The following is a 21,900-nucleotide window of genomic DNA, read 5'->3' on the forward strand; positions in this document are numbered from 1 at the left end:
GGCATGTTCGTTCAAAAATTCCGCCTGAAAATTTCTGATTTTCGTGAATATACGATTGATAATCACACTCCTTTTTGGAAAGACTACAAGAACAGTCAGCAAAAGGAGAGTGATGATCATGGGTCAAAATCATCAATTTAAATTTGGGCAAAAAGCGCCGAATAATGGAGTGTATGTTGAAATCGGTGAAACAGGCAGCACAGTAAATAATCCAAAAAAAGTAAAGCTAAAAACAGGAGAAGCTTTTCCTGAAAACTCTAATCATAATCGCGTTTGGATGTATCAACGTAAACCATAATCAACGTAAATAGAGGAATCAATGGGGTCTTGCTCATACTTCAACTACAGTATTTCGTGTTCTATACACGTAAACTGTAGTTGAAGTATAGAGTTTGACCCTTTACTTTTGTCAGAATATAAGTTTCCTTCTTTACTTTATTGAGTTTTATTTTATAATAAAATTAAAGGTCAAAAAAGGTCAAATAATAGGTGATACCACCTGGCTTTATGTTGGAGGGATACTTATGGATATGGAAAAAATGACAGAAAAATTACAGGAGGCCTTTATAACAAGTCAGGATTATGCTCTTTCTCGAAATAACCAGGAATTGAATGAACTACATGTTGTACATGCTCTTTTTAGTCAAGACGAAAGCATGTTAATGAGAATTCTTTCAGAGAGTGATCAGCCTATAAATCAATTTGAAGCAGTGCTTGATGAAGAACTAAACAAACTACCGCAAGTAACAGGGAGTACAGAAGGAAAAGGTGTTTATTTATCGGCAGCGCTACGAAACATAATGGATGCAGCAGAGTCTGAAAGGAAACGTTTTTCTGATGAATATTTATCTGTAGAACACATCCTACTCGCGATACTTAAAGTGAACAATACTTATATAAAGAAACTATTTTCACCATATAATGTGAGCTATCAGTTCGCGTTAAACATTATCAAGGAGATTAGGGGGAATCAGAGAGTGACTAGCCAAAATCCTGAAAGCACATATGAAGTTCTGAAGAAATATGGTAGGGATCTTGTGGCTGAAGTAAGATCCGGCAAGGTTGATCCAATCATTGGACGAGATTCAGAAATTCGAAATGTCATTCGAATTCTTTCAAGAAAAACCAAAAACAACCCAGTGCTTATCGGGGAACCCGGTGTAGGGAAAACCGCTATTGTGGAAGGTCTTGCACAAAGAATTGTTCGAAAAGATGTGCCAGAAGGGTTGAAAGACAAAACGATATTCTCGCTCGATATGAGTGCACTGGTTGCTGGGGCTAAATTCCGCGGCGAATTTGAAGAGCGCTTGAAAGCAGTTCTTCATGAAGTCAAGAAAAGCGATGGGAAAATCTTATTATTTATTGATGAAATTCATACCATTGTAGGTGCAGGCAGAACAGATGGCGCCCTTGATGCTGGGAATATGTTAAAACCGATGCTTGCTCGCGGGGAATTGCATTGCATTGGAGCAACGACGCTTGATGAGTACCGGAAGTATATTGAAAAAGACCCGGCTCTGGAAAGAAGATTCCAACAGGTACTTGTATCGGAACCAGACGTCGAAGATACGATATCTATCCTTAGAGGATTAAAAGAGCGGTTTGAAATCCACCATGGTGTCCGAATTCATGATCGTGCCATCGTAGCAGCATCTGTTCTGTCTAATCGCTATATCACAGACCGATTTTTACCTGATAAGGCGATTGATCTAGTAGATGAGGCTTGTGCCATGATTCGGACCGAAATCGATTCAATGCCAACTGAGTTAGATGAGATTACCCGAAAGGTCATGCAACTTGAAATTGAAGAAGCCGCACTTCGAAAAGAAAGTGATGAACCGAGTAAAAATAGATTAGCCATTTTGCAAAAAGAACTATCTGAGCAACGTGATCAGGCAAACGCAATGAAGGCACAATGGCAGATGGAGAAGTCATCCCTGCAACATGTGTCTGAACATCGTGAGCAATTGGAAAAGCTTCGCCGAGATTTAGAACAAGCGGAAAATGAATATGATTTAAATCGGGCTGCAGAGTTGCGACACGGATTAATTCCACAAAAGGAAAAAGAACTGGCGGCTCTTGTTGCGAATTTAGAAGAAGAAAAACAAGACAACCGACTACTACGTGAAGAAGTAACAGAAGAGGAAATTGCGTCAATCGTTGCACGTTGGACAGGAATTCCTGTTACCAAGCTAGTGGAAGGAGAAAGAGAAAAGTTACTACGGCTTCCTACAATCCTAAGTGAGCGGGTAATTGGTCAAGAAGAAGCAATCGAACTTGTTTCAGATGCGGTTCTTAGAGCAAGAGCAGGCATTAAGGACCCGAATCGACCAATTGGTTCTTTCATCTTTTTAGGGCCAACAGGTGTAGGGAAAACAGAGCTAGTAAAGGCACTTGCAGAAACTTTATTTGATAGTGAAAACCAGATGATCCGAATCGATATGTCAGAGTATATGGAAAAACATTCAGTTTCCCGGTTAATCGGGGCGCCTCCAGGTTATGTGGGATTCGAAGAGGGGGGACAGCTCACTGAAGCAATCCGCCGCAAGCCGTATTCTGTTATTTTGCTTGATGAAATTGAAAAAGCGCATCCAGACGTATTCAACATCCTATTGCAAATGCTTGATGATGGCAGAATTACAGATTCGCAAGGAAGAACCATTGATTGTAAAAACACAGTCATCATTATGACGTCAAATATTGGCTCCCATTATTTATTACAGTCCGATTATCGTGAGGGTGTAATCGAAGAACCAGTGAAAGAACAAGTAATGAACGAGTTGCGTAGTCATTTCCGTCCTGAATTCTTAAATCGTGTTGATGATATTATTTTATTTAAGCCTTTATCGAAATCTGATATTGGGAAAATTGTTGATAAAATGGTCTTTCAACTGGAGGAACGTATTGAGGATCAGCATTTAACGCTCACGATCACAGATGAAGCGAAAGAATTCATCGTCAATCAAGGGTATGATCCTGTATATGGAGCACGGCCACTTAAACGGTTTATCCAAAAGCAAATTGAAACAAAGCTTGCACGGAGTATTATCGCAGGTGAAGTATCAGACCAACAGCAAATTGTATTTGACTATGACGGGGAGAAGATTCTTCTACTATAAAAATAACGAGCACTTAACTTTCATCTGGAAAGTGTAGTTTGAAAAGAGGCTGACAATTGTCAGCCTCTTTAACATGTTTCATGATTAAATTAGTGGCTTGTTCTTTCAACCGAATCGTTGGAAAGGATAGCAGGCACAATCAAAATTAAGACAGTGCTTACTACACCTAAAATAGAAGCAGTTGTAAAATTATATGCGACACCAATCATGGAACCGGCAACATATGTTAGCATATGCATCAATATGAATGCCCAGAAAAAAGTCATAAAATAACGCATGGATATTCACCTCATTCTATTGCATTATTTTAATCTTATCATATTTACTAATTCGATAAAATGGGTTTTTATCAATTTTCAAGTAAACTAAAGCTTTTCCCAATAAATATATGACATAACAGGATTTACACGGTATCATAGGTATATAACGTTTCCATTAGAAGGGAAAAAGCATAATATATAACAAGTATTATTTAAAAGGAGTAAGACAAATGGACCAACGTACTTTTCAAATGGACGGACAGTGGAGTATTGTTTATTATCCATTTAGACCGAGTGGGTTTTCCATTCTTCTTATTGGTGACAGTGGTCACTTCGTTTGCGAAGGGGATAGTTATTGGCTTCAACACCCTGGCAGACGAGGTATTCTGAATCACTTAAAAGATTCTGGCTACATGCTTTTTTCCTCACATCTATATGGAGCAAATTGGGGGAGCAAGAAGGCAGTTGAATTAGCGGAAAAACTTTATTTCATGATGATGAAAAGTGAAATTCTAAACGATAAAATCCATATACTGGCAGAGGGGGCAGGTAGCTTAGTAGCTTTAAAACTGCTTGAGTTTATGGATGACAAAATTCGTTCTGTCGTTTTAATTGATCCTTGGCTATCGATAAAGTCACCGTTATTGAGAGAAAGGGAAAATAAGCTGTACTATAAAAAATGGCTTCGAGAGGTAGCGTTCGCCTATGATAGAAGCCTAAACGAGATTGAAGAATATATTGAATCTATGCCGGATCATCCAATTCCAACACATACACCTCTGAAGATTATTCGCGTTCTGGGCAACAATGATACAGCTCAGGCAAACCATTATAAACAACTCAATGAACAAAAGAGAAAAAATTTAGAAATGGTTTATTTACTCCCAGAAAAAAGATACAAGATTCCTTATCAAATTCACCAATTTTTCAAGGGAAATGAAGATACATTTTGATTTTAGAACTAATTACAATAGATTAGGCATACGATACAGCATGAAAAGGGAAAGGTTCTAGTCATAACCTAGTCCTGGATTAGGGGGGGCATGATGGATCAAACTGTAATCGTAGGCATGTATCAATTTGTCGGTTTTCATTTAACGAAACATCTGCTAGAACTTGGTGAAGATGTGATCGGTATAGATTGGGAGTTAAATGAGGAAAAAGAGCTCGAAATCGGTAGAAACGCAAATTTTTCTTTCCTGAAGCCTAGTAGTTTATCGTACATGAACGTATCAAATGAGACGATGATTTATATTTCTTGGTATGACTTCAATAACCGAAGAAGTGTTTTTTCATTTGAGGAGACAGAAGAAATCTTTCTTGCTCTTAACAGTTGGAGTAAGGTACCAAATGAAAATCGGCCGACCGTTGTCCTTCTCTATCCATTGGGAGTAAAACATCAGAGAATTCTTTCTATTGTTGAACAAGCTGAATGGATGAAGATGATTTATCTACCAACGATTTATGGACCAGGTCAGCATGAGGAATCGGCCTTTGAGGTAAGTATCCATAAAAAAAGTAGATCAGAAATTGAAAAGGCATTAGAACGTGAATACAAAAATGACGCTATCTTCATCGATGATTTATTGGAAAATTTACCTCAAATTACAACATTGAACGAAAGAATGATTACTGTAAAAAGTAAACAAGAAAATCAATGGTCGCTATGTGCTAAGTTAGTATTTCATCCGGAGTTGTTAGAAGGACTTAGAGGAAATGCTGAAATTGATCCAAAACATCAAACCTATATGTTTGAAATAGAAAACCATACTTCACCTGAAGAGGGCATAGCATTACAGGTACAACATCGTATTCGTTGACTGGTGAATGAGTTATCCAGAAATTCATAAATAGAATAGGTAAAATCCTTTTCATTTCTCTAATGTATGGGTATGATATTCAATATGGATATCTAATACAGTAGTAAGAAGGAAGTCATCCCTTGATACAGACCTTAACGATCTATCATTTAGATTAGTAAAAAAGATTTTGGTGTGCAGCTTCTGTGCCGAAAAAGTCTTATACTTGACGAGGTGAACAAGGCGCTTGCGCTTTTCTAACGAGGAGGATTAATCATGCAGAATGATAAAACAATGGAATTCATGGCAATTGCGATGAAATATTTTCCAGAAGCTAAAGCAAAGCTTGAAGAATCAGGTGTAGAAGTTTCAATGGAGATGGTTATGCCGTTTCTTGAAATTTTCAAAAGTGTCATGTATGAAGCATATGAATTAGGTAAAAAAGATGTAGCAAATCAGATTTAAATAAAAAAGGGGGGAATTTCGTATTCCACCCTTTTTTATTTTATTTCCCTTTAACTTGAGATAATAAATGAGCGAAAAGCGGATTGAATTTCTGAAGAGAGGGCTTCGTTTTTTCGTAGAGAGATAGTAATGTATCGACGTTTTCCATTAATTGAATGTAATCAATATTAGAAGTAGTTTCATCAGTTTTAAATTCTTCCTGAAGTTCAGGCTCCTTTCTTTTTGGAAACATCAACGTTGTGAAAAGATCACCACCCTGGGACCGGTTAGGATCAGCCATGTTTTCATTCCTCCTTATTCTTTGAGATGAGGATATTATCATTCTTTTTATTGTATGGGGATGGTTGGCTTCCCGCTTAGGCTCTTGTCCAACTTTTCCCTAATCTTAATCTTTTACCCTATTCATACCTCTTGCAACATGAGCTTCTTTATTATAAAATTAGCACCAGGTAATAATAATTGATGATAAGAACGGATTTAATAATAGATAGGGGATGGCAGAATGAATGCTGGAATAATTGGAATTGGACGCTATTTGCCCGATAGAGTGTTAACGAATTTGGATTTGGAAAAAATGGTAGAAACTTCAGATGAATGGATTAAGACTAGGACTGGTATTGAGGAACGAAGAATCGCAGCTGATGATATGGATACATCAGATATGGCCTATGAAGCAGCTTTGCAAGCAATCAAAGATGCGAATATAGATGCAGAAGATATTGATTTGATTTTAGTTGCGACTGTAACGCCAGATCGACCGTTCCCAACTGTAGCATGTATGTTACAAGACAAACTTGGCGCATCAAAGGCTGCTGCAATGGATATAAGTGCTGCATGTGCCGGATTCATGTATGGCATGGTAACTGCAGAACAATTCGTTAAAACCGGAACATACAAACATGTGTTGGTTGTCGGTGTTGAAAAGCTATCGAAAATTACGGACTGGGAAGATCGTAATACGGCCGTTTTGTTTGGTGATGGAGCAGGCGCAGCGGTAATTGGTCAGGTTTCTGACAATCGAGGTATTCTTTCATTCGAATTAGGTGCAAATGGAGCGGGTGGCGATCATTTGTATCAAGATACTGGAAGTAACATTGTCATGAATGGTCGTGAAGTATTTAAGTTTGCTGTTCGTCAAATGGGAGAATCATGTATAACGGTTCTTGATAAGGCTGGGCTATCAAAAGAAGAGGTAGATTTCCTTATCCCTCATCAAGCAAATATTCGAATTATGGAAGCGGCTAGAGAAAGACTCGGGCTTCCAGTTGAGAAAATGTCTACTACAATTAAAAAATATGGAAACAATTCCTCAGCGTCTATCCCTGTTGCGCTATTTGAAGAACTTGAAGCAGGAAAAGTCAAAGATGGCGATCTAGTTGTTATGGTCGGTTTTGGCGGCGGGTTAACTTGGGGAGCCATAGCTATGCGCTGGGGGAAATAATATATTACCTGCGACGGTTATTTCTAAATAACGAAGGGAGAATACTATATGATGAAACGAAGAGTTGTTGTAACGGGTATTGGTGCTGTTACGCCCCTGGGGAATGATGCAAAAACAACCTGGGAGAATATCTTAGAAGGTAAATCTGGCATTGGCCCATTAACGCGATTAAATGCGGATGAATATTCTGCTAAGGTAGCAGCAGAAATAAAAGAATTTAATATAGAAGAATATGTGGATCGAAAAGAAGCTCGAAAGATGGACCGATTCACACATTACGCAGTAGCAGCATCTACAATGGCGGTAAAAGACGCTAATTTAGAAATTAATGAAACGAATGCAGATAGAATCGGGGTTTGGATTGGTTCAGGAATTGGTGGAATGGAAACATTCGAAAACCAACATGAGAACTTTTTAAATCGAGGCTATAAAAGGGTTAGTCCGTTTTTCGTTCCAATGATGATACCTGACATGGCTTCAGGCCAGGTATCGATTGCATTAGGCGCTAAAGGTATTAACTCATGTACAGTTACGGCATGTGCGTCTGGGACGAACTCCATCGGTGATGCCTTCAAGGCCATCCAACGTGGTGATGCTGACGCGATGATTACGGGTGGAGCGGAAGCCCCTATCACAAAAATGGCTGTCGCTGGATTTTGCGCGAATACGGCCTTATCGACAAACCCTGATCCTAATACAGCGAGCCGTCCTTTTGATGTAAATCGTGATGGCTTTGTTATTGGAGAAGGTGCTGGCATTATCATTCTAGAAGATTTAGAGTTTGCAAGAAAACGAGGTGCCACTATTTACTGTGAAATCGTCGGATACGGTTCAACTGGAGATGCTTACCATATTACCTCCCCAGCTCCAGGTGGTGAAGGTGGGGCGAGAGCAATGAAGCAAGCAGTGAGTGATGCGGATCTCCAACCGGAAGATATTCAGTATATAAATGCGCATGGAACAAGCACAGCTTATAATGACAAATATGAAACAATGGCGATAAAAGAAGTGTTTGGCGAACATGCAAATAAATTAGCAGTAAGCTCAACTAAATCGATGACAGGACATTTGCTAGGAGCAGCTGGCGGTGTTGAAGCTATTTTTACTGCACTTGCTATCCGTGATCAAATTTTGCCGCCGACTATTAATTTAGAAAATGCAGATCCTGACTGCGACTTAGATTACGTTGCCAATACTGCACGTAAAGCAGAAGTTACCGCTGCTCTAAGCAACTCATTGGGCTTCGGTGGTCATAATGCAACAATCGTTTTAAAGAAATATGAAGAATAAATAATCGATAGATTCTCTGCAGCATTAGGGATGTCCGAAAAAGATCTTACCTCACGGGGATCTTGGTTGTGGACGTCCTAGTGTAAGGAGAATCTTTTTTGTATGAAGACATACGGGGCTTCGTGACTTACTAATCTAGACAATCTACTTTGCAAAAATACTTTCTTTATTAAGAAAGTGCTTCAAAATCTGGCTCCGCACCGCCACCACTGTGATTAGGCGAGTGTAGTGTGCTACTGGATGAATCCTTCATGATAAATGGTGGCGTTATAACGCCATATTCGTTTTGTTTGATTTTAAAAGTAGAAATCCGAAATAATTCTACATCTCAACCTAAGCACCTTAAAAAAGCGATACTTTTAAACAATTTCTAAATATATATGATTTGGAAATCTATAAAACTACTTTTTAGAAAATACTATAAATTGATAGTAACATCATATGTTGCCCAGCATATAATGGGATAAAACTAGCCGGGGTGAGCGTGATGGGAATCATTGATACAAATGTTTGGCTTCAGAACGATAGCAGCCCAAATGAAATATGTAAACACTTAGTAGATGAGTTCCCGAAAATGAGACCGAATAGTATTTATCAATTGTTACAGTATCATGGGATGTATAAAGATTCATCTCAAACAAAAAGAGACGTAGAATCTTTAGTTTCAGAGAACATATGGAGTAAAGGAAAGGCTATTTTTGAACGATTCCATGGGTTATGGAAAGGTCCAGACATCCCAGTTTATATTTTCCCATTGCATGCAGGAGGCTTATTTCACCGTACACAAGATACAAAATCTGGTTTAGCTTTTCGGGATAAATTATTCCTTTTTGTTCGTCCTGGCATTAGTCTGAAAGAACTTACAGCAGTGTTCATTCATGAATACCATCATGTATGTAGGTTAGCTTGCGTTAAAGAAGATGAAAAGGATTTCACGTTGCTTGATCGAATGGTCATGGAGGGTCTAGCTGAACATGCTGTCAAGACCTATCTTGGGAAGGATTACTTAGCGAAATGGACCCACTTATATTCGGATGAGCAGCTTCAGCATTTTTGGGAGAAATATCTTAAAGAGAATATTCAGCTGAAACGTATCGAGAGAAAACACGACCAATTATTACTAGGCAAATCACCTTATCCGAAAATGCTTGGTTATGGAGTTGGATATTTCCTGGTGAAACAAAAAAACAATCTTAAGATTAAAAAGACATTTGCTATTCCATCTGAAGTTTTTTATTTGCAGGAAACGGAAAAAGGCTAAAAAATAGTAATGTTACTGGGTTATTGAATCGGATAAAAAGAGTTTTTTTTTGTCTTGAAACGTCATTTGTAGTGTCTGCTTAAAAATGCCTGCCTCGCATCATAAAGTTACGAAGTTTTCGTGAAAGCGTTATCAAAAATTGGTAAATAACTGAATTTGTTAATGGGAAACTGTATTGTAGTGTAGTTCGCATCACCTTCGTTTAAAAAAAAGAAAAATAATCATATGCCAATAAAGGGAATAAATTCTCTCACAACTGCCTATACTGATGGACAAATAGAACTAAGTAAGCGAGGGGTCAAATGATGTTGTATCTTCATGATGTTTGGGTGAATTGGTTTGAAGGAGAAGAAAACGGCTACAATATTTGCCATTTTCATGAATGGAGAAAAGATGACGGAATTGAACTGCTCGATCAAGTTCCGCTTTTGAAAATTTCGTCTATCCTTTTTCATTACATAGAAAATGATTTGTCTGAATTACCGAAAGCACTACTCAATGATATTTATCAAAAAGCTTATGCGAGAAAGAACCATGAAAGAATTCAATTAGATTACTGTTTTGTTATTACAGACGGAAGCGGGATACTGGCTATTGATACAATTGGCTATCACATTCCGATTCGGAAAAGCCGGCTAATTCCACGCCAAGAGCAAATTGTATATGACATGATTGATAACCATCCTGCGTTAGAATACACATTTACAGATAGTGATCCAGCAGAAAAAGAATATCATATTTTATCTCCATCACCGAACTATATGAAGGGTCTTACTCGAAAAGAACGTCAATTAAAGCAGCTTTTATTTATGGCTATGGATCAACTATTTACAGCCAAACACACAGCCGAGATACGCTACTGGTTTACAGAGTGGTCACCAGAAAAATATGAAAGTATACAGGAGATGAATTTCGAAGAAGCTTGGCTTGGGTTATATGAAGCAATGAAAACAGGCTGGTCAGATAAACATCTTCACATGTGTGAACACTTGGTAAAAGGCCAACCGTTCTTTGAAAAGCTATGGGAAATGGAAGTCGGCGATAGTCAGTCCATGTTATAAAATAGACGCAGAAAAAGACGTGCTTAGTGAGGCGTCTTTTTCAATTATTTTAATCGTTATCTACGTAAAAGTTCATTACAATTTGACGAAGCTGATAGACGAATCAACTATTCAAAGAAGTTGTTCTAAAATCAAAGGATCTGCCTCGCAACAACTATCGACAGTAGAAATGAATCGTAAATTGTCGATAGAGTATGAGACCAGACCCTTCTAGGATATTATCGTATTATTTTCTTTTACGTCCTAAGCCAATGCCATTAGACATTTTACGGAGCATTTTATTTGCTTCCATATTTGCTTTTTCAGCGCCGCTATCTAAAATTTCATCCAGTTCAGTGGATTCCAGTAGGCTATAGTAGCGATCTTGAATCGGTTGGATTTCGGCGAGAACGACTTCAACTAAACCAGATTTAAAGTCTCCATACCCTTTACCCTCATACATCGCCTCGATTTCGGTAATTGATTTACCACTAAAGATGCTATAAATGGAAAGGAGATTAGATACACCAGGTTTATTTTCCTTGTCGTATTTGACAATACCCTCTGAATCGGTAACTGCACTTTTAATTTTCTTTTCAATTTGTTTTGGATCATCTAATAAGGCAATCGTCGCTTTTTTGTTTGGATCAGATTTACTCATTTTCCTATCCGGTTCTTGTAGAGACATAATCCTTGCGCCTGCTTTTGGTAGGCTGATTTCAGGAATTGTAAAGATCTCCCCATATTTCCGATTGAAACGTTCAGCCAAATCACGTGTTAATTCAATGTGTTGCTTTTGATCTTCACCTACTGGTACGAGATCAGTATTATATAGAAGGATGTCAGCGACCATCAATGGTGGGTACGTTAATAAACCAGCTGATACGCCATCCTTTCCAGCAGATTTGTCTTTAAATTGAGTCATTCTTTCTAACTCGCCAATATAGACATTGCATGTCATCATCCAGCCTGCTTGGGCGTGTGCTGGTACTTCAGATTGGATAAAGATCGTATTCTTTTCTGGATCTAATCCAATTGCTAGATATAATGCTGCAAGATTACGGATATTTTTTCTTAATTCTAATCGGTCCTGTGGCACGGTAATTGCGTGCTGATCAACAATACAGAAGTAGCAGTCATATTCATGTTGAAGTTCGACGAATTGCTTCATCGCACCAATATAATTTCCTAATGTTATGGAACCAGTAGGCTGTATGCCTGAGAAAATCCTTTTCACCTATTGTCACTCCCTGTATAAACTTAAAAAATAATAGTTTGATTACTACTTTCATTGTAGAGATATTTACTGTTGAAATCTACATATTTCCCTTACAGCATCGCCATTATTGCAAAAAATCATAAGTAATAAACATATAATCCAATAATTAAAATGAGTAAAAGAATGAATCCAGCTGAGAAAGGGACACTAAGGTTCAACGTTATTAAATCAGAAAGCCGACGCATTTCTCTTTCTTCTTCCCTTTCTGTACTTTTACTTGGAAGTACTTTACGAAAGCTGTAATGAATTACATCAAAAAAACCTTTTTGTAGTACCAACGTAAATAAGGAGAAGGTTAATAGGCATCCAGTTATATAAAAGATCATATCAAGGAACGAACGCAACGTGATCTCATGATAAAAGACGAGTGATAAAAGTAAAGAAAGCAAAAACATTACCATTGTCCAAATCATTGTTTTTTTCATTTTCACTACCCTCTCTAAATGTTACTAAAAAAAGTATACCAAAACATAAAGAGGTACATGCAATAAGTTATTATTATCTTAATATAATGAAAAGTTCGATAAAAGGAGTGACTTCAAAAGATGAAATAAACATTTAGGGAATATTTACCTAATGAAAAGGCTTAATTTTGTGAAAATTACAATTAAACTTACGACTCACTGTAAAAATACTCGATTATTAAAAAAATGATTATATGTCATTAAATTATTTTCGAATATTTATGTACAAATTCTAAATAATTTGTATAATAGTAAATGTTACACTAAAAAATAAGGGAAGGGTGTCACGAATTTGAAAAAATCTAAATATTCACTGCTTTTGACCTTGGTATTAGTACTTAGCGTTTTCTTGGCAGCATGTAGTGGTGGAAACAATACAGATAAAAAATCTGATGGTGCAAAAACATCTAATGCAGCACAAGAAATTAAAATACTAAGTAAATCTGAGATCCCAACATTGGATTCTGTTAAGACGACAGACGAAATTGGCTTTAACGTATTAAATAGTATTAACGAAGGTCTTTACACACAAGATAAAGATGGTAGTTCTGTTCCTGCTTTAGTAGATGGAGAGCCAGAAGTGAGTGAAGACGGGAAAACTGTAACATTTAAGCTTATCGATGCAAAATGGTCTAATGGAGATCCTGTGACTGCACAAGATTTCGTATTCGCTTGGCAGCGTGCAATTGATCCTGCTACAGCTTCAGAATATGGTCCATATATGATGAATGGAAAAATTGCAGGCGCTCAAGAAATTACTGATGCTGCAGTTGCCAAAAAAGATTTTGATTTAAATACTTTAGGTATTAAAGCAATAGATGAAAAAACGCTAGAAGTTAAATTTGAGAAAGTTCTTCCTTACTGGAAAGACTTAATGGCATTCCCAACATTCTATCCACAAAACGAAAAGTTTGTGAAAGAAAAAGGCAATGCATATGCTAGTAATGCAGAAAACCTAATATCAAACGGGGCTTTCAAATTAGCAGCTTGGAAAGGTCCTACTGCTATGGAATGGACTCTTGAAAAGAACGACACTTACCGAGATGCAGATGCAATTACACTTAAGAAGATTACATTTAATGTTGTTAAAGATAATAATGCACAAGTGAATGCATTTGAAGGTGGAGAAGCAGATATCACTGATATCTTATCATCCGATCTTGTTCCACAATATCAAGGTGATGAAAGAATGGTTAGTGCTCTTCAACCATCTGTTTACTGGATTAAAATGAACTATAAAAATAAAGCACTTGCAAATGTAAACATTCGTGAAGCACTTGCAAAAGCTTTCAATAAAGAGGATCTTGCAGCAAGCATTTTGAACAACGGTTCAATTGCAGCGAACTATTTTGTACCAGACAAGTTTGTAACAACTCCAGACGGTAAAGATTTCCGTGAGAAAAACGGCGATTTGATTGTGTTTAATGCTGATGAAGCAAAAGCAGCATGGGAAAAAGGTTTGGCTGAACTAGGACTAGACAAGCTTGAGCTTAGCTACCTAGGTGGAGACACAGATTCAGCTAAGAAGCAAGATGAGTACATTGTAAACCAATTGGAAACGAACCTACCTGGATTAAAAGTTAATCTTGAGAGTGTTCCATTTGCAATTCGTCTTGATCGTGCAAAAGCTGGAAACTATGATTTACTTCACTCTGGTTGGGGTCCTGACTATCCAGATGCAATGACATTCGCTGATCTTTGGTTAACAGACAGCCCGAATAATGAAATGTCATATTCAAGCGCTAAATATGACGGGTTAATTAAAAAAGCTGAAGAAGCGGCTGCGAATCCAGAAGAGTATGTTGCAACACTTCAAGAAGCTGAACGCGTATTCTTAGCTGAAGACTATGGTGTGGCACCAACTTACCAAAGAGCAGATAACATCCTAATTAGTCCTAAAGTTAAAGGATTAGTTGCTTTACCATTTGGTCCAAACTATTCTTATAAATGGATCACAGTTGAAGAATAGGATGCCAAAACATATAAAAATGATTTGAAAGCAGAAAAGGGAGTATATGTACTTGGTATACTCTCTTTTCCCTATTATAAAAATTGTCGAATTATAGAGAAAATTCGAATATGTAGGAGGTGTGCAAATGGCTCGATATATTATAAAAAGGTTTATTTATATGTTAATTACCTTATTTGTTATTGCCAGCCTAACCTTCTTCTTGATGAAATTGATTCCAGGTACGCCTTTTTCCACGGCGGGAAAATTATCACCTGAACAATTACAAATCATGAAGGAAAATTACGGATTAGATCAACCTGTAGCGGTACAATACGCACAATATATTGTTGGTTTACTTAAAGGTGATTTAGGAATTTCGTTTCAGTTTAATAATGTTCCAGTCACACAATTATTACTTGAGCGGATTCAACCATCACTAGTGTTAGGATTTCAAGCCATCTTTTTCGGTACGATTATCGGAATTGTGCTAGGAGTTATTAGCGCATTAAAACAAAATACTTGGATTGATTATAGTTCAACATTCATAGCTGTTCTTGGTAAATCGATCCCTAACTTCGTGTTTGCGGGTGTCATGCAATATTATATTGGCGTTAAGCTAGGCTGGTTACCAGTATTGTTCTGGAAGGGTTGGGACTACACCATTATGCCTACGATTGCACTAGCTATGTTCCCTATCGCCATTACGGCTCGATTTATGAGAACAGAAATGATTGATGTATTAGGTTCAGATTATATTACCCTTGCAAAAGCCAAGGGTGCAAGTAGCTTCGAGGTTGCCTTTAAACATGGATTACGAAATGCGTTAATCCCAGTAATAACAGTATTAGGACCTCTAACGGTTTCCTTAATGACGGGTTCTCTCGTTATTGAGCAGATATTTGCCATCCCGGGAATCGGGGAACAATTCGTTAAAGCGATAACAGTAAATGATTATTCCGTTATTATGGGAACGACTCTGTTATTCTCATTTATGTTTGTTGTCATTATCCTTATAGTGGATATTCTTTATGGGGTTATTGATCCGCGGATTAGGTTGTCAGGAGGTAAAAAGTAATGGCGAAAGAAGATATGAAAATAAGTAAAGACAAGTTTGCTCCTGCCATTCTGGATGCTTCCTTAGGTGAGGCAATTGGCAAGCCTAGCTTAAATTTCTGGCAAGATTCATGGCTAAGAATAAGAAAAAATAAAGCAGCTCTGGTTAGTATAATTGTGATGCTTTTGGTCATTATCCTAGCCTTTGTAGGTCCACTAATTAGCGGACATGGAACAAATGAACAAGATTTAAAACGGACAAATTTGCCTGCTAAAATCCCGGTATTGGAAAGTGTAAGCTGGTTACCCTTTGACGGAACAATGGTCCGTAATGATGGTACAGTTGTCGATGTATATGAACAGAAGAATATTGATGAATACTTCTGGTTTGGGACAGATTCTTTAGGCCGTGATTTATTCACACGTGTGGCAAAAGGAATTCAAATTTCCCTCTATATCGCTTTCTTGGCAGCATTATTAGACATGTTAATCGGCGTCACCTATGGAGCAATAGCAGGATACTTTGGTGGCAGACTGGATAGTATGATGCAGCGTGTAATTGAAGTGATTTCTGGAATACCAAACCTTGTTGTCGTGATATTAATGATCCTCGTTTTCAAACCAGGGATTATGTCGATTACGATTGCACTTGCTATTACAGGATGGACAACGATGGCGCGAGTTGTGCGAGCTCAAGTGCTAAAATTGAAAGAACAAGAATATGTACTTGCTTCAAGAACGTTAGGAAACTCTCATAGCAAAATCATTTTCAAACATTTACTGCCAAATTTAGCGGGTGTTATCATTATTAACACCATGTTTACCATTCCGAATGCAATATTCTTTGAAGCATTCTTAAGTTTCATTGGTTTGGGACTTTCATCGCCACTAGCTTCATTAGGTACGTTAATTGATGATGGATTTAAAACATTGAGATTGTATCCACACTTAATGATTTTCCCAGCAGTCTTTATCAGCATCATTATGGTTTGCTTTAACATGATTGCAGATGGTATCCGTGATGCATTGGATCCAAAAATGCGCGATTAATAGGTAGGTGAAAAAGTTGGAAAACATATTAGAAGTTAAAGATTTGAATATATCGTTTCATACGTTCTCGGGAGAAGTTCAAGCGATTCGAGGTGTGAACTTTGAATTGAAAAAAGGTGAAACACTTGCAATAGTAGGAGAATCAGGATCAGGTAAATCAGTAACGACTAAAGCAATTATGCGCCTTTTACCGCCGCAAAATTCGGAAATAAAGAGTGGCGAAATTCTTTTCGATGGGAAAGATTTAGCTCATTTAAGTGAAAAAAAGATGCAAAAAGTACGTGGAAAAGACATTTCACTGATCTTCCAAGATCCAATGACATCTTTAAACCCGACAATTAAAGTCGGTAAGCAAATCATGGAACCGATTATTAAGCATCAGAATGCAAGTAAGAGTGAGGCAAAAAAACGGACGCTTGAATTGCTTAGCATGGTAGGGATTCCGAATCCTGAGCAGCGTTTTGAACAATATCCACATCAATTTTCAGGTGGGATGAGACAGCGTGTCGTTATCGCAATAGCTCTTGCATGTAATCCAAAGGTCTTGATTGCAGATGAGCCAACAACAGCGCTTGATGTAACGATCCAGGCTCAAATTCTTGAATTAATGAAAGAATTGCAGAAGAAAATTGATACGTCGATTATTTTCATTACGCATGACCTTGGTGTTGTTGCCAATGTAGCGGATCGAGTAGCAGTTATGTATGCCGGGAAAATTGTTGAAATAGGAACAGTGGATGAAATCTTCTATAATCCTCAACATCCATATACATGGGGATTAATCAGTTCAATGCCGAGTTTGGATTCGACTGAGGAAGAGTTATACGCGATTCCAGGAACTCCTCCAAATCTCTTGCACCCGCCTGTAGGCGACGCATTTGCGCCACGTAATGAATATGCGATGCAGATTGATTTAGAAGAACAACCGCCAATGTTTAAGGTTTCTGACACACATTATGCGGCAACTTGGTTATTGCACCCTGATGCACCGAAAGTAGAACCACCAGCAGCTGTAGCCAAACGGATGAAACAATTCCAAGCTGGACAGGAGGGGCAATGATGGCAGAACGTGAGAAGTTACTCGAAATAAAAAATCTAAAGCAATACTTCAATGTTGGAAAACCGAATATGGTTAAAGCAATAGATGGTATTTCTTTCGATATTTACAAAGGTGAAACACTTGGATTAGTTGGTGAATCAGGTTGCGGTAAATCAACGACTGGTCGAACCATTATTCGCCTTTATAATGCAACGGATGGCGAAGTTATTTTTGATGGCGAAAATGTTCACGGAACGAAAAATCGGAAGCAATTAAAGGACTTTAACCGAAAAATGCAGATGATTTTCCAAGATCCCTATGCATCTTTAAATCCGCGATTGAAGGTTATGGATATTATTGCAGAGGGAATTGACATACATGGCTTAGCGAAAACTCCTAAAGAGAGAGCTGAACGTGTTTACAGCTTGCTTGAAACGGTCGGTTTAAATCGTGAACATGCCAATCGATACCCGCATGAATTCTCCGGTGGCCAACGCCAACGTATCGGAATTGCCCGTGCACTAGCTGTTAAGCCTGAATTCATCATTGCTGATGAACCAATTTCAGCATTGGATGTATCTATTCAGGCACAAGTTGTTAATCTATTGAAAAAACTACAAATTGAACATGGTCTAACGTATCTCTTCATCGCACACGATCTCTCCATGGTTAAGTACATCAGTGATCGAATCGGAGTTATGTATTTCGGGAAATTGGTGGAGCTTGCACCAAGTGATGACTTGTATAGCAACCCAATTCACCCTTATACTCAATCTCTGCTTTCGGCAATCCCTCTTCCGGATCCTGAGAGCGAACGTATAAGAAAACGTATTATTTACAATCCAAACATTCACAACTATAGTGAAAACGATGATGTGAAGATGCGTGAAGTAAGACCAGGACACTTTGTGAATTGCTCTGAAAAGGAAGTTAAACAATATCAACAACTGTATAAGCAATAACAAAAAAACGATCTCTATTAGAGATCGTTTTTTTGTTATCAAATCTATGAAAACAGGAACAAAAATTGGGTATAGAAAAAAATGAAAGATACTAACTAAAATGTTTATAACTCGGTAAACTGGGTACTTTAAATAGTGTTCGGATAAAGTAATTGAGAATCATTTATGTTAATTTTCAATTAGTATACCCATTCGTAAACTAAAATAATAAAGTGGGATGGCTTGATTGTAAAATAAAACTTGGCCTTTGAAAGCGTATCAAACTTTGTGAAAAGAGTATGCATTTTGCTGATTTTAGTGTATAATATCAATATGAATTACTATTTTATAGTTATTTCAATCTAGACTTGAAACTGTAGTGAATGATAAGTTTCCCATCATAGATCGCCGATTCTATACTTAGGGAGTGTGAGTGTTAACATGGTAACTTTATATACATCACCTAGTTGTACTTCTTGCCGTAAAGCAAAAGCGTGGCTTGAGGAACATGATATTGCTTATTCTGAAAGAAATATTTTTTCTGAACCGCTTACAATTGAAGAGATAAAAGAGATTCTTCGTATGACAGAAGATGGAACAGATGAAATTATTTCGACAAGATCGAAAACTTTCCAGAAACTAAATGTAAATGTGGAATCTCTTCCACTTCAAGAATTGTATAGAATAATCAAAGATAATCCAGGTTTATTAAGAAGACCAATTATCCTTGATGAAAAAAGATTACAGGTTGGATATAACGAAGATGAGATTCGCAGATTCTTACCACGTAAAGTCCGTTCGTTCCAACTGCGTGAAGCTCAGCGAATGGTCAACTAATTATAAGCACAGGCTCTGTCTGAATCATTGACAGGGTTTTTTTAATGTATCTCTTTTTTAGATTAGAAACAAAAGTGTGCGAAACAAGATACTGACAGATGAAAGTAATGCATTACAATACTAATCCGTTAAGCGTTTCCTTTAACATAGGAATATCCAGTATAGATGGAGTTATTCCAAAAATATTTCCTCTTTTACAGTTGCATAACCTGTAGAGATTTTGTAAAATATATGGAACATTAGGCAATAGTTTGTTTTTAACCGATTGAAGCTTTTTTATTTCCATTATGAAGAGTTTTATCATAAAATAAAATATGACAACATATTTCCTTATCTACGGGTTATGCAAGAGGGTATGGTGGGTATCGATAAAAGAAAGAGCAATAACTTGCTCGGGGGTAAATCCCTTCAAAACATGCACAGAAGGGAGAGGATTTACGTGGAGATCGAACGTATAAATGAAGATACAGTGAAGTTTTACATTTCTTATATAGATATTGAAGATCGCGGCTTCAATAGGGAAGATATCTGGTATAGCCGAGAACGAAGTGAGGAGCTTTTCTGGGAGATGATGGATGAAGTACATCAAGAAGAAGAGTTTATGATTGAAGGTCCATTATGGATTCAAGTTCAAGCTTTGGAAAAAGGTCTTGAAATATTGGTTACGAAGGCCCAATTAACGAAGGATGGTCAGAAGCTAGAACTGCCGATTACTGATGAGAGATTCGGAGAACTTCATGTCGATGATAAGCTTGAATCCTTGTTAGATGAACAATATCAAGGGAAAGACGAAGGCCATGAACCTATTCAGTTTGAGGACGGTATCATTGAATTTATCACGGAGTTCAATGATTTTGAAGATGTTATTTCATTAAGTAAGCGCAGTGGACTTGATCACTTTAAGACCCAATTATATGCCTATGAGAATAGATATTTTCTTTATATCGAATTTGAGGAAGAGGAAATTGAAGAAGAAGAAATTGACGATGTTTTAAGTCTTTTACTTGAATACAGTCAAGAATCTTCAATTACAATCCATATGCTTGAAGAATATGGAAGACTGGTAATGGGTGAACATGTTTTTGAAACGGTCCATAAATATTTTTCATAACTAACAGCCGATTTCATTATGAACGATTATGAGGTCGGCTTTTTTGTATGATAATATGTCTGATATTTTTAAAAATTCCCTCGAAAAAGAGGGATGGCTGTTTTAATGTAGAATATGTTGTAAAGAAAGGGGGATTTATATGCTTACTGCTCGAGATGTTCAAGGGAAAATTATTACTATTCCTGAAAATATCCCGAAAGAACGGTTAGTTGAATGGCAAACAAATCAATATTATTGTCCTTGCTGTACAGCAGAGCTAATCCTAAAGGCAGGCCAAATCAAGATTCCGCATTTTGCTCACAAAAAAACATCCGCTTGTACAGCTTCGTCTGAACCAGAATCGGAATATCACCTTTTAGGAAAGCGGAAATTATTCCAATGGTTTGTAAACAATCATATTGAACCAGAAATGGAACCATATCTTCCTGAAATAAGAAAGCGTCCCGATATCCTCATCTACTATAAGGAACAATCCTATGCGATTGAATTTCAATGCTCACCCATATCGGAGGAGGTGTTTCTCTCCCGTACAAAATCCTATCAAGGAGCTGGAATTAAACCGATTTGGATATTAGCAGAGAAGCGAATTAAACGTAAAAAAACTAGGAAGTATTCACTTTCTGCTTTTCAATGGCTATTTGCGATGAATACTGTTCAATCCCCGATGATTTTTACGTTTTGCCCTGACAAACAAAAGTTGTACATGTTAGAACCCTTAACTCCATTCTCACCACGCACAACCTTTTCTCAGTTAGCTGTTCTACCTCTAAGTAATACTCTTCCGCAAATCCTTTTTTCCACTAATAAAACTTGGAAATTTCATTTTACTGAAGAATGGCGAGCACAAAGAAAGTCGTGGGCTATTCATAGTGTAAAAACAGCAAAGCAAAGTAATCCGTTTTTCAATGGATTGTATAAGAATGGTTTGTCACCGGCGTGGATTCCGAGCGAAATTGGACTCCCTGTAGAAGGAATGGTAATGATTGAGACATCTGCGGTTGAATGGCAAGGCTGGATTTTCATGGATTGTTTACAAAATAAGAAAATAGGAAGTCGCATTTATCGTAGTCAAATTTATCACTCTTTTCAACGACGAATTTCAAACGGTCAGATTCGATTAAGAACGTTACCTATGATTTCTGCGAAAAACCCTTTTTTAGCAGTGGATGCCTATTTAACCCTATTGGTTAAGCTTGAGATTTTAGAATTTGGAGGAAAAGGGATTTATTTAATTAAAAATAAGCTTAACCTACCTACGAGCAGTGTTGAATATGTCCAATTAGAAAGTAGTATCTATTCCAAGCTTTCAGAAATGATTTTATTATAATAAGTAGAGTACAATGAAATGTATGAACAGTTATTTCGTAATTCGAATAGAAACGGGAAGGATTATTTCGAATAATAGAGAAATAATATGGTAACGAGAAGCTTCCAGCAAAGGGAGTTTGGACTACATGCGGAGAATCAGGCAGACGTTGCTGATTGACGTAGTTTATTAAC

21 protein-coding genes are annotated in these 21,900 nt (G+C 37.3%); 17 read left to right on the forward strand and 4 right to left on the reverse strand.

Translation table 11 applies throughout. From position 1 onward, the window contains the following. Nucleotides 1–118 precede the first annotated feature (118 nt). Nucleotides 119–298 carry a YjzC family protein gene (locus AC625_RS05755; protein WP_049680410.1) on the forward strand — a complete coding sequence of 60 codons (180 nt, stop codon included), beginning with the start codon at nt 119–121 and terminating at the stop codon, nt 296–298. A 226-nt stretch (nt 299–524) separates the two neighbouring features. After that, nucleotides 525–3,119, forward strand: coding sequence for an ATP-dependent chaperone ClpB (gene clpB / locus AC625_RS05760; protein ID WP_049680411.1), 2,595 nt, complete (start codon nt 525–527; stop codon nt 3,117–3,119). Nucleotides 3,120–3,208: 89 nt separating this feature from the next. Here the strand turns inward: clpB and AC625_RS05765 are convergent, their stop codons facing one another. Further along, the gene (locus AC625_RS05765) at nt 3,209–3,397 is read right to left on the reverse strand and encodes a YjzD family protein (RefSeq protein WP_049680412.1); all 189 of its coding nucleotides are present in this window, start codon (nt 3,395–3,397) and stop codon (nt 3,209–3,211) included. A gap of 212 nt (nt 3,398–3,609) precedes the next feature. On the opposite strand from AC625_RS05765, the gene AC625_RS05770 reads away from it, so the two are divergent. The 3 genes from AC625_RS05770 to AC625_RS05780 all read left to right on the forward strand — a co-directional run bounded on the left by AC625_RS05770 (nt 3,610) and on the right by AC625_RS05780 (nt 5,643). Beyond that, complete coding sequence (locus tag AC625_RS05770; protein WP_049680413.1) at nt 3,610–4,332, forward strand: hypothetical protein; 723 nt, start codon at nt 3,610–3,612, stop codon at nt 4,330–4,332. A gap of 93 nt (nt 4,333–4,425) precedes the next feature. Further along, nucleotides 4,426–5,199, forward strand: coding sequence for an NAD-dependent epimerase/dehydratase family protein (locus AC625_RS05775; protein WP_049680414.1), 774 nt, complete (start codon nt 4,426–4,428; stop codon nt 5,197–5,199). Nucleotides 5,200–5,454: 255 nt separating this feature from the next. Further along, nucleotides 5,455–5,643, forward strand: a complete 189-nt coding sequence (locus tag AC625_RS05780; RefSeq protein ID WP_049680415.1) for a ComZ family protein — start codon at nt 5,455–5,457, stop codon at nt 5,641–5,643. Between the two features lie 40 nt (nt 5,644–5,683). On the opposite strand, the gene AC625_RS05785 is transcribed toward AC625_RS05780, so the two are convergent. Next, on the reverse strand, nt 5,684–5,923 hold the full coding sequence (locus tag AC625_RS05785) for a hypothetical protein (protein ID WP_049680416.1): 240 nt from the start codon (nt 5,921–5,923) through the stop codon (nt 5,684–5,686). Between the two features lie 222 nt (nt 5,924–6,145). Here AC625_RS05785 and AC625_RS05790 point away from each other — a divergent pair, with 222 nt between their 5' ends. The 4 genes from AC625_RS05790 (at nt 6,146) to AC625_RS05805 (ending at nt 10,696) form a co-directional block, all read left to right on the forward strand. Beyond that, the gene (locus tag AC625_RS05790) at nt 6,146–7,084 is read left to right on the forward strand and encodes a beta-ketoacyl-ACP synthase III (RefSeq protein WP_049680417.1); all 939 of its coding nucleotides are present in this window, start codon (nt 6,146–6,148) and stop codon (nt 7,082–7,084) included. 48 nt (nt 7,085–7,132) lie between these two features. Continuing rightward, on the forward strand, nt 7,133–8,374 hold the full coding sequence (gene fabF / locus AC625_RS05795; protein ID WP_049680418.1) for a beta-ketoacyl-ACP synthase II: 1,242 nt from the start codon (nt 7,133–7,135) through the stop codon (nt 8,372–8,374). Nucleotides 8,375–8,861: 487 nt separating this feature from the next. Then, nucleotides 8,862–9,635, forward strand: a complete 774-nt coding sequence (locus tag AC625_RS05800) for a DUF2268 domain-containing putative Zn-dependent protease (RefSeq protein ID WP_049680419.1) — start codon at nt 8,862–8,864, stop codon at nt 9,633–9,635. 305 nt (nt 9,636–9,940) lie between these two features. Beyond that, entirely contained in the window at nt 9,941–10,696 is a 756-nt protein-coding gene (locus tag AC625_RS05805) for a YjbA family protein (protein WP_049680420.1), read from the forward strand. Nucleotides 10,697–10,922: 226 nt separating this feature from the next. On the opposite strand, the gene trpS is transcribed toward AC625_RS05805, so the two are convergent. Both trpS and AC625_RS05815 read right to left on the reverse strand, forming a co-directional pair. Beyond that, on the reverse strand, nt 10,923–11,912 hold the full coding sequence (gene trpS / locus AC625_RS05810; protein WP_049680421.1) for a tryptophan--tRNA ligase: 990 nt from the start codon (nt 11,910–11,912) through the stop codon (nt 10,923–10,925). Between the two features lie 119 nt (nt 11,913–12,031). After that, the gene (locus AC625_RS05815; RefSeq protein WP_049680422.1) at nt 12,032–12,379 is read right to left on the reverse strand and encodes a DUF3899 domain-containing protein; all 348 of its coding nucleotides are present in this window, start codon (nt 12,377–12,379) and stop codon (nt 12,032–12,034) included. Nucleotides 12,380–12,710: 331 nt separating this feature from the next. Between AC625_RS05815 and AC625_RS05820 the strand changes: the two genes are divergently transcribed. The 8 genes from AC625_RS05820 to AC625_RS05855 all read left to right on the forward strand — a co-directional run bounded on the left by AC625_RS05820 (nt 12,711) and on the right by AC625_RS05855 (nt 21,727). Further along, nucleotides 12,711–14,387, forward strand: coding sequence for a peptide ABC transporter substrate-binding protein (locus AC625_RS05820; protein ID WP_049680423.1), 1,677 nt, complete (start codon nt 12,711–12,713; stop codon nt 14,385–14,387). A 127-nt stretch (nt 14,388–14,514) separates the two neighbouring features. After that, nucleotides 14,515–15,444 carry an oligopeptide ABC transporter permease gene (opp3b, locus tag AC625_RS05825; RefSeq protein WP_049680424.1) on the forward strand — a complete coding sequence of 310 codons (930 nt, stop codon included), beginning with the start codon at nt 14,515–14,517 and terminating at the stop codon, nt 15,442–15,444. Next, entirely contained in the window at nt 15,444–16,472 is a 1,029-nt protein-coding gene (gene opp3C, locus AC625_RS05830) for an oligopeptide ABC transporter permease (RefSeq protein ID WP_049680425.1), read from the forward strand. The genes opp3b and opp3C overlap by 1 nt, the downstream gene beginning before the upstream one ends. 16 nt (nt 16,473–16,488) lie before the next feature. Further along, a complete protein-coding gene (locus AC625_RS05835) occupies nt 16,489–17,532 on the forward strand; it encodes an ABC transporter ATP-binding protein (RefSeq protein ID WP_049680426.1) in 1,044 nt (347 codons plus the stop codon). Continuing rightward, nucleotides 17,532–18,473 (forward strand): ABC transporter ATP-binding protein, encoded by a 942-nt coding sequence (locus tag AC625_RS05840; protein WP_049680427.1) that lies wholly within the window; start codon nt 17,532–17,534, stop codon nt 18,471–18,473. The genes AC625_RS05835 and AC625_RS05840 overlap by 1 nt, the downstream gene beginning before the upstream one ends. 420 nt (nt 18,474–18,893) lie before the next feature. Further along, nucleotides 18,894–19,289, forward strand: coding sequence for a transcriptional regulator SpxA (gene spxA, locus AC625_RS05845; RefSeq protein WP_049680428.1), 396 nt, complete (start codon nt 18,894–18,896; stop codon nt 19,287–19,289). Between the two features lie 439 nt (nt 19,290–19,728). Beyond that, nucleotides 19,729–20,400, forward strand: coding sequence for an adaptor protein MecA (mecA, locus tag AC625_RS05850; protein WP_049680429.1), 672 nt, complete (start codon nt 19,729–19,731; stop codon nt 20,398–20,400). Nucleotides 20,401–20,539: 139 nt separating this feature from the next. Then, nucleotides 20,540–21,727, forward strand: coding sequence for a competence protein CoiA (locus AC625_RS05855; protein ID WP_049680430.1), 1,188 nt, complete (start codon nt 20,540–20,542; stop codon nt 21,725–21,727). The last annotated feature ends 173 nt before the right edge of the window (nt 21,728–21,900 follow it).

The sequence above is a fragment of the Peribacillus loiseleuriae genome (genome assembly GCF_001183985.1).
Classification (GTDB): domain Bacteria; phylum Bacillota; class Bacilli; order Bacillales; family DSM-1321; genus Peribacillus; species Peribacillus loiseleuriae.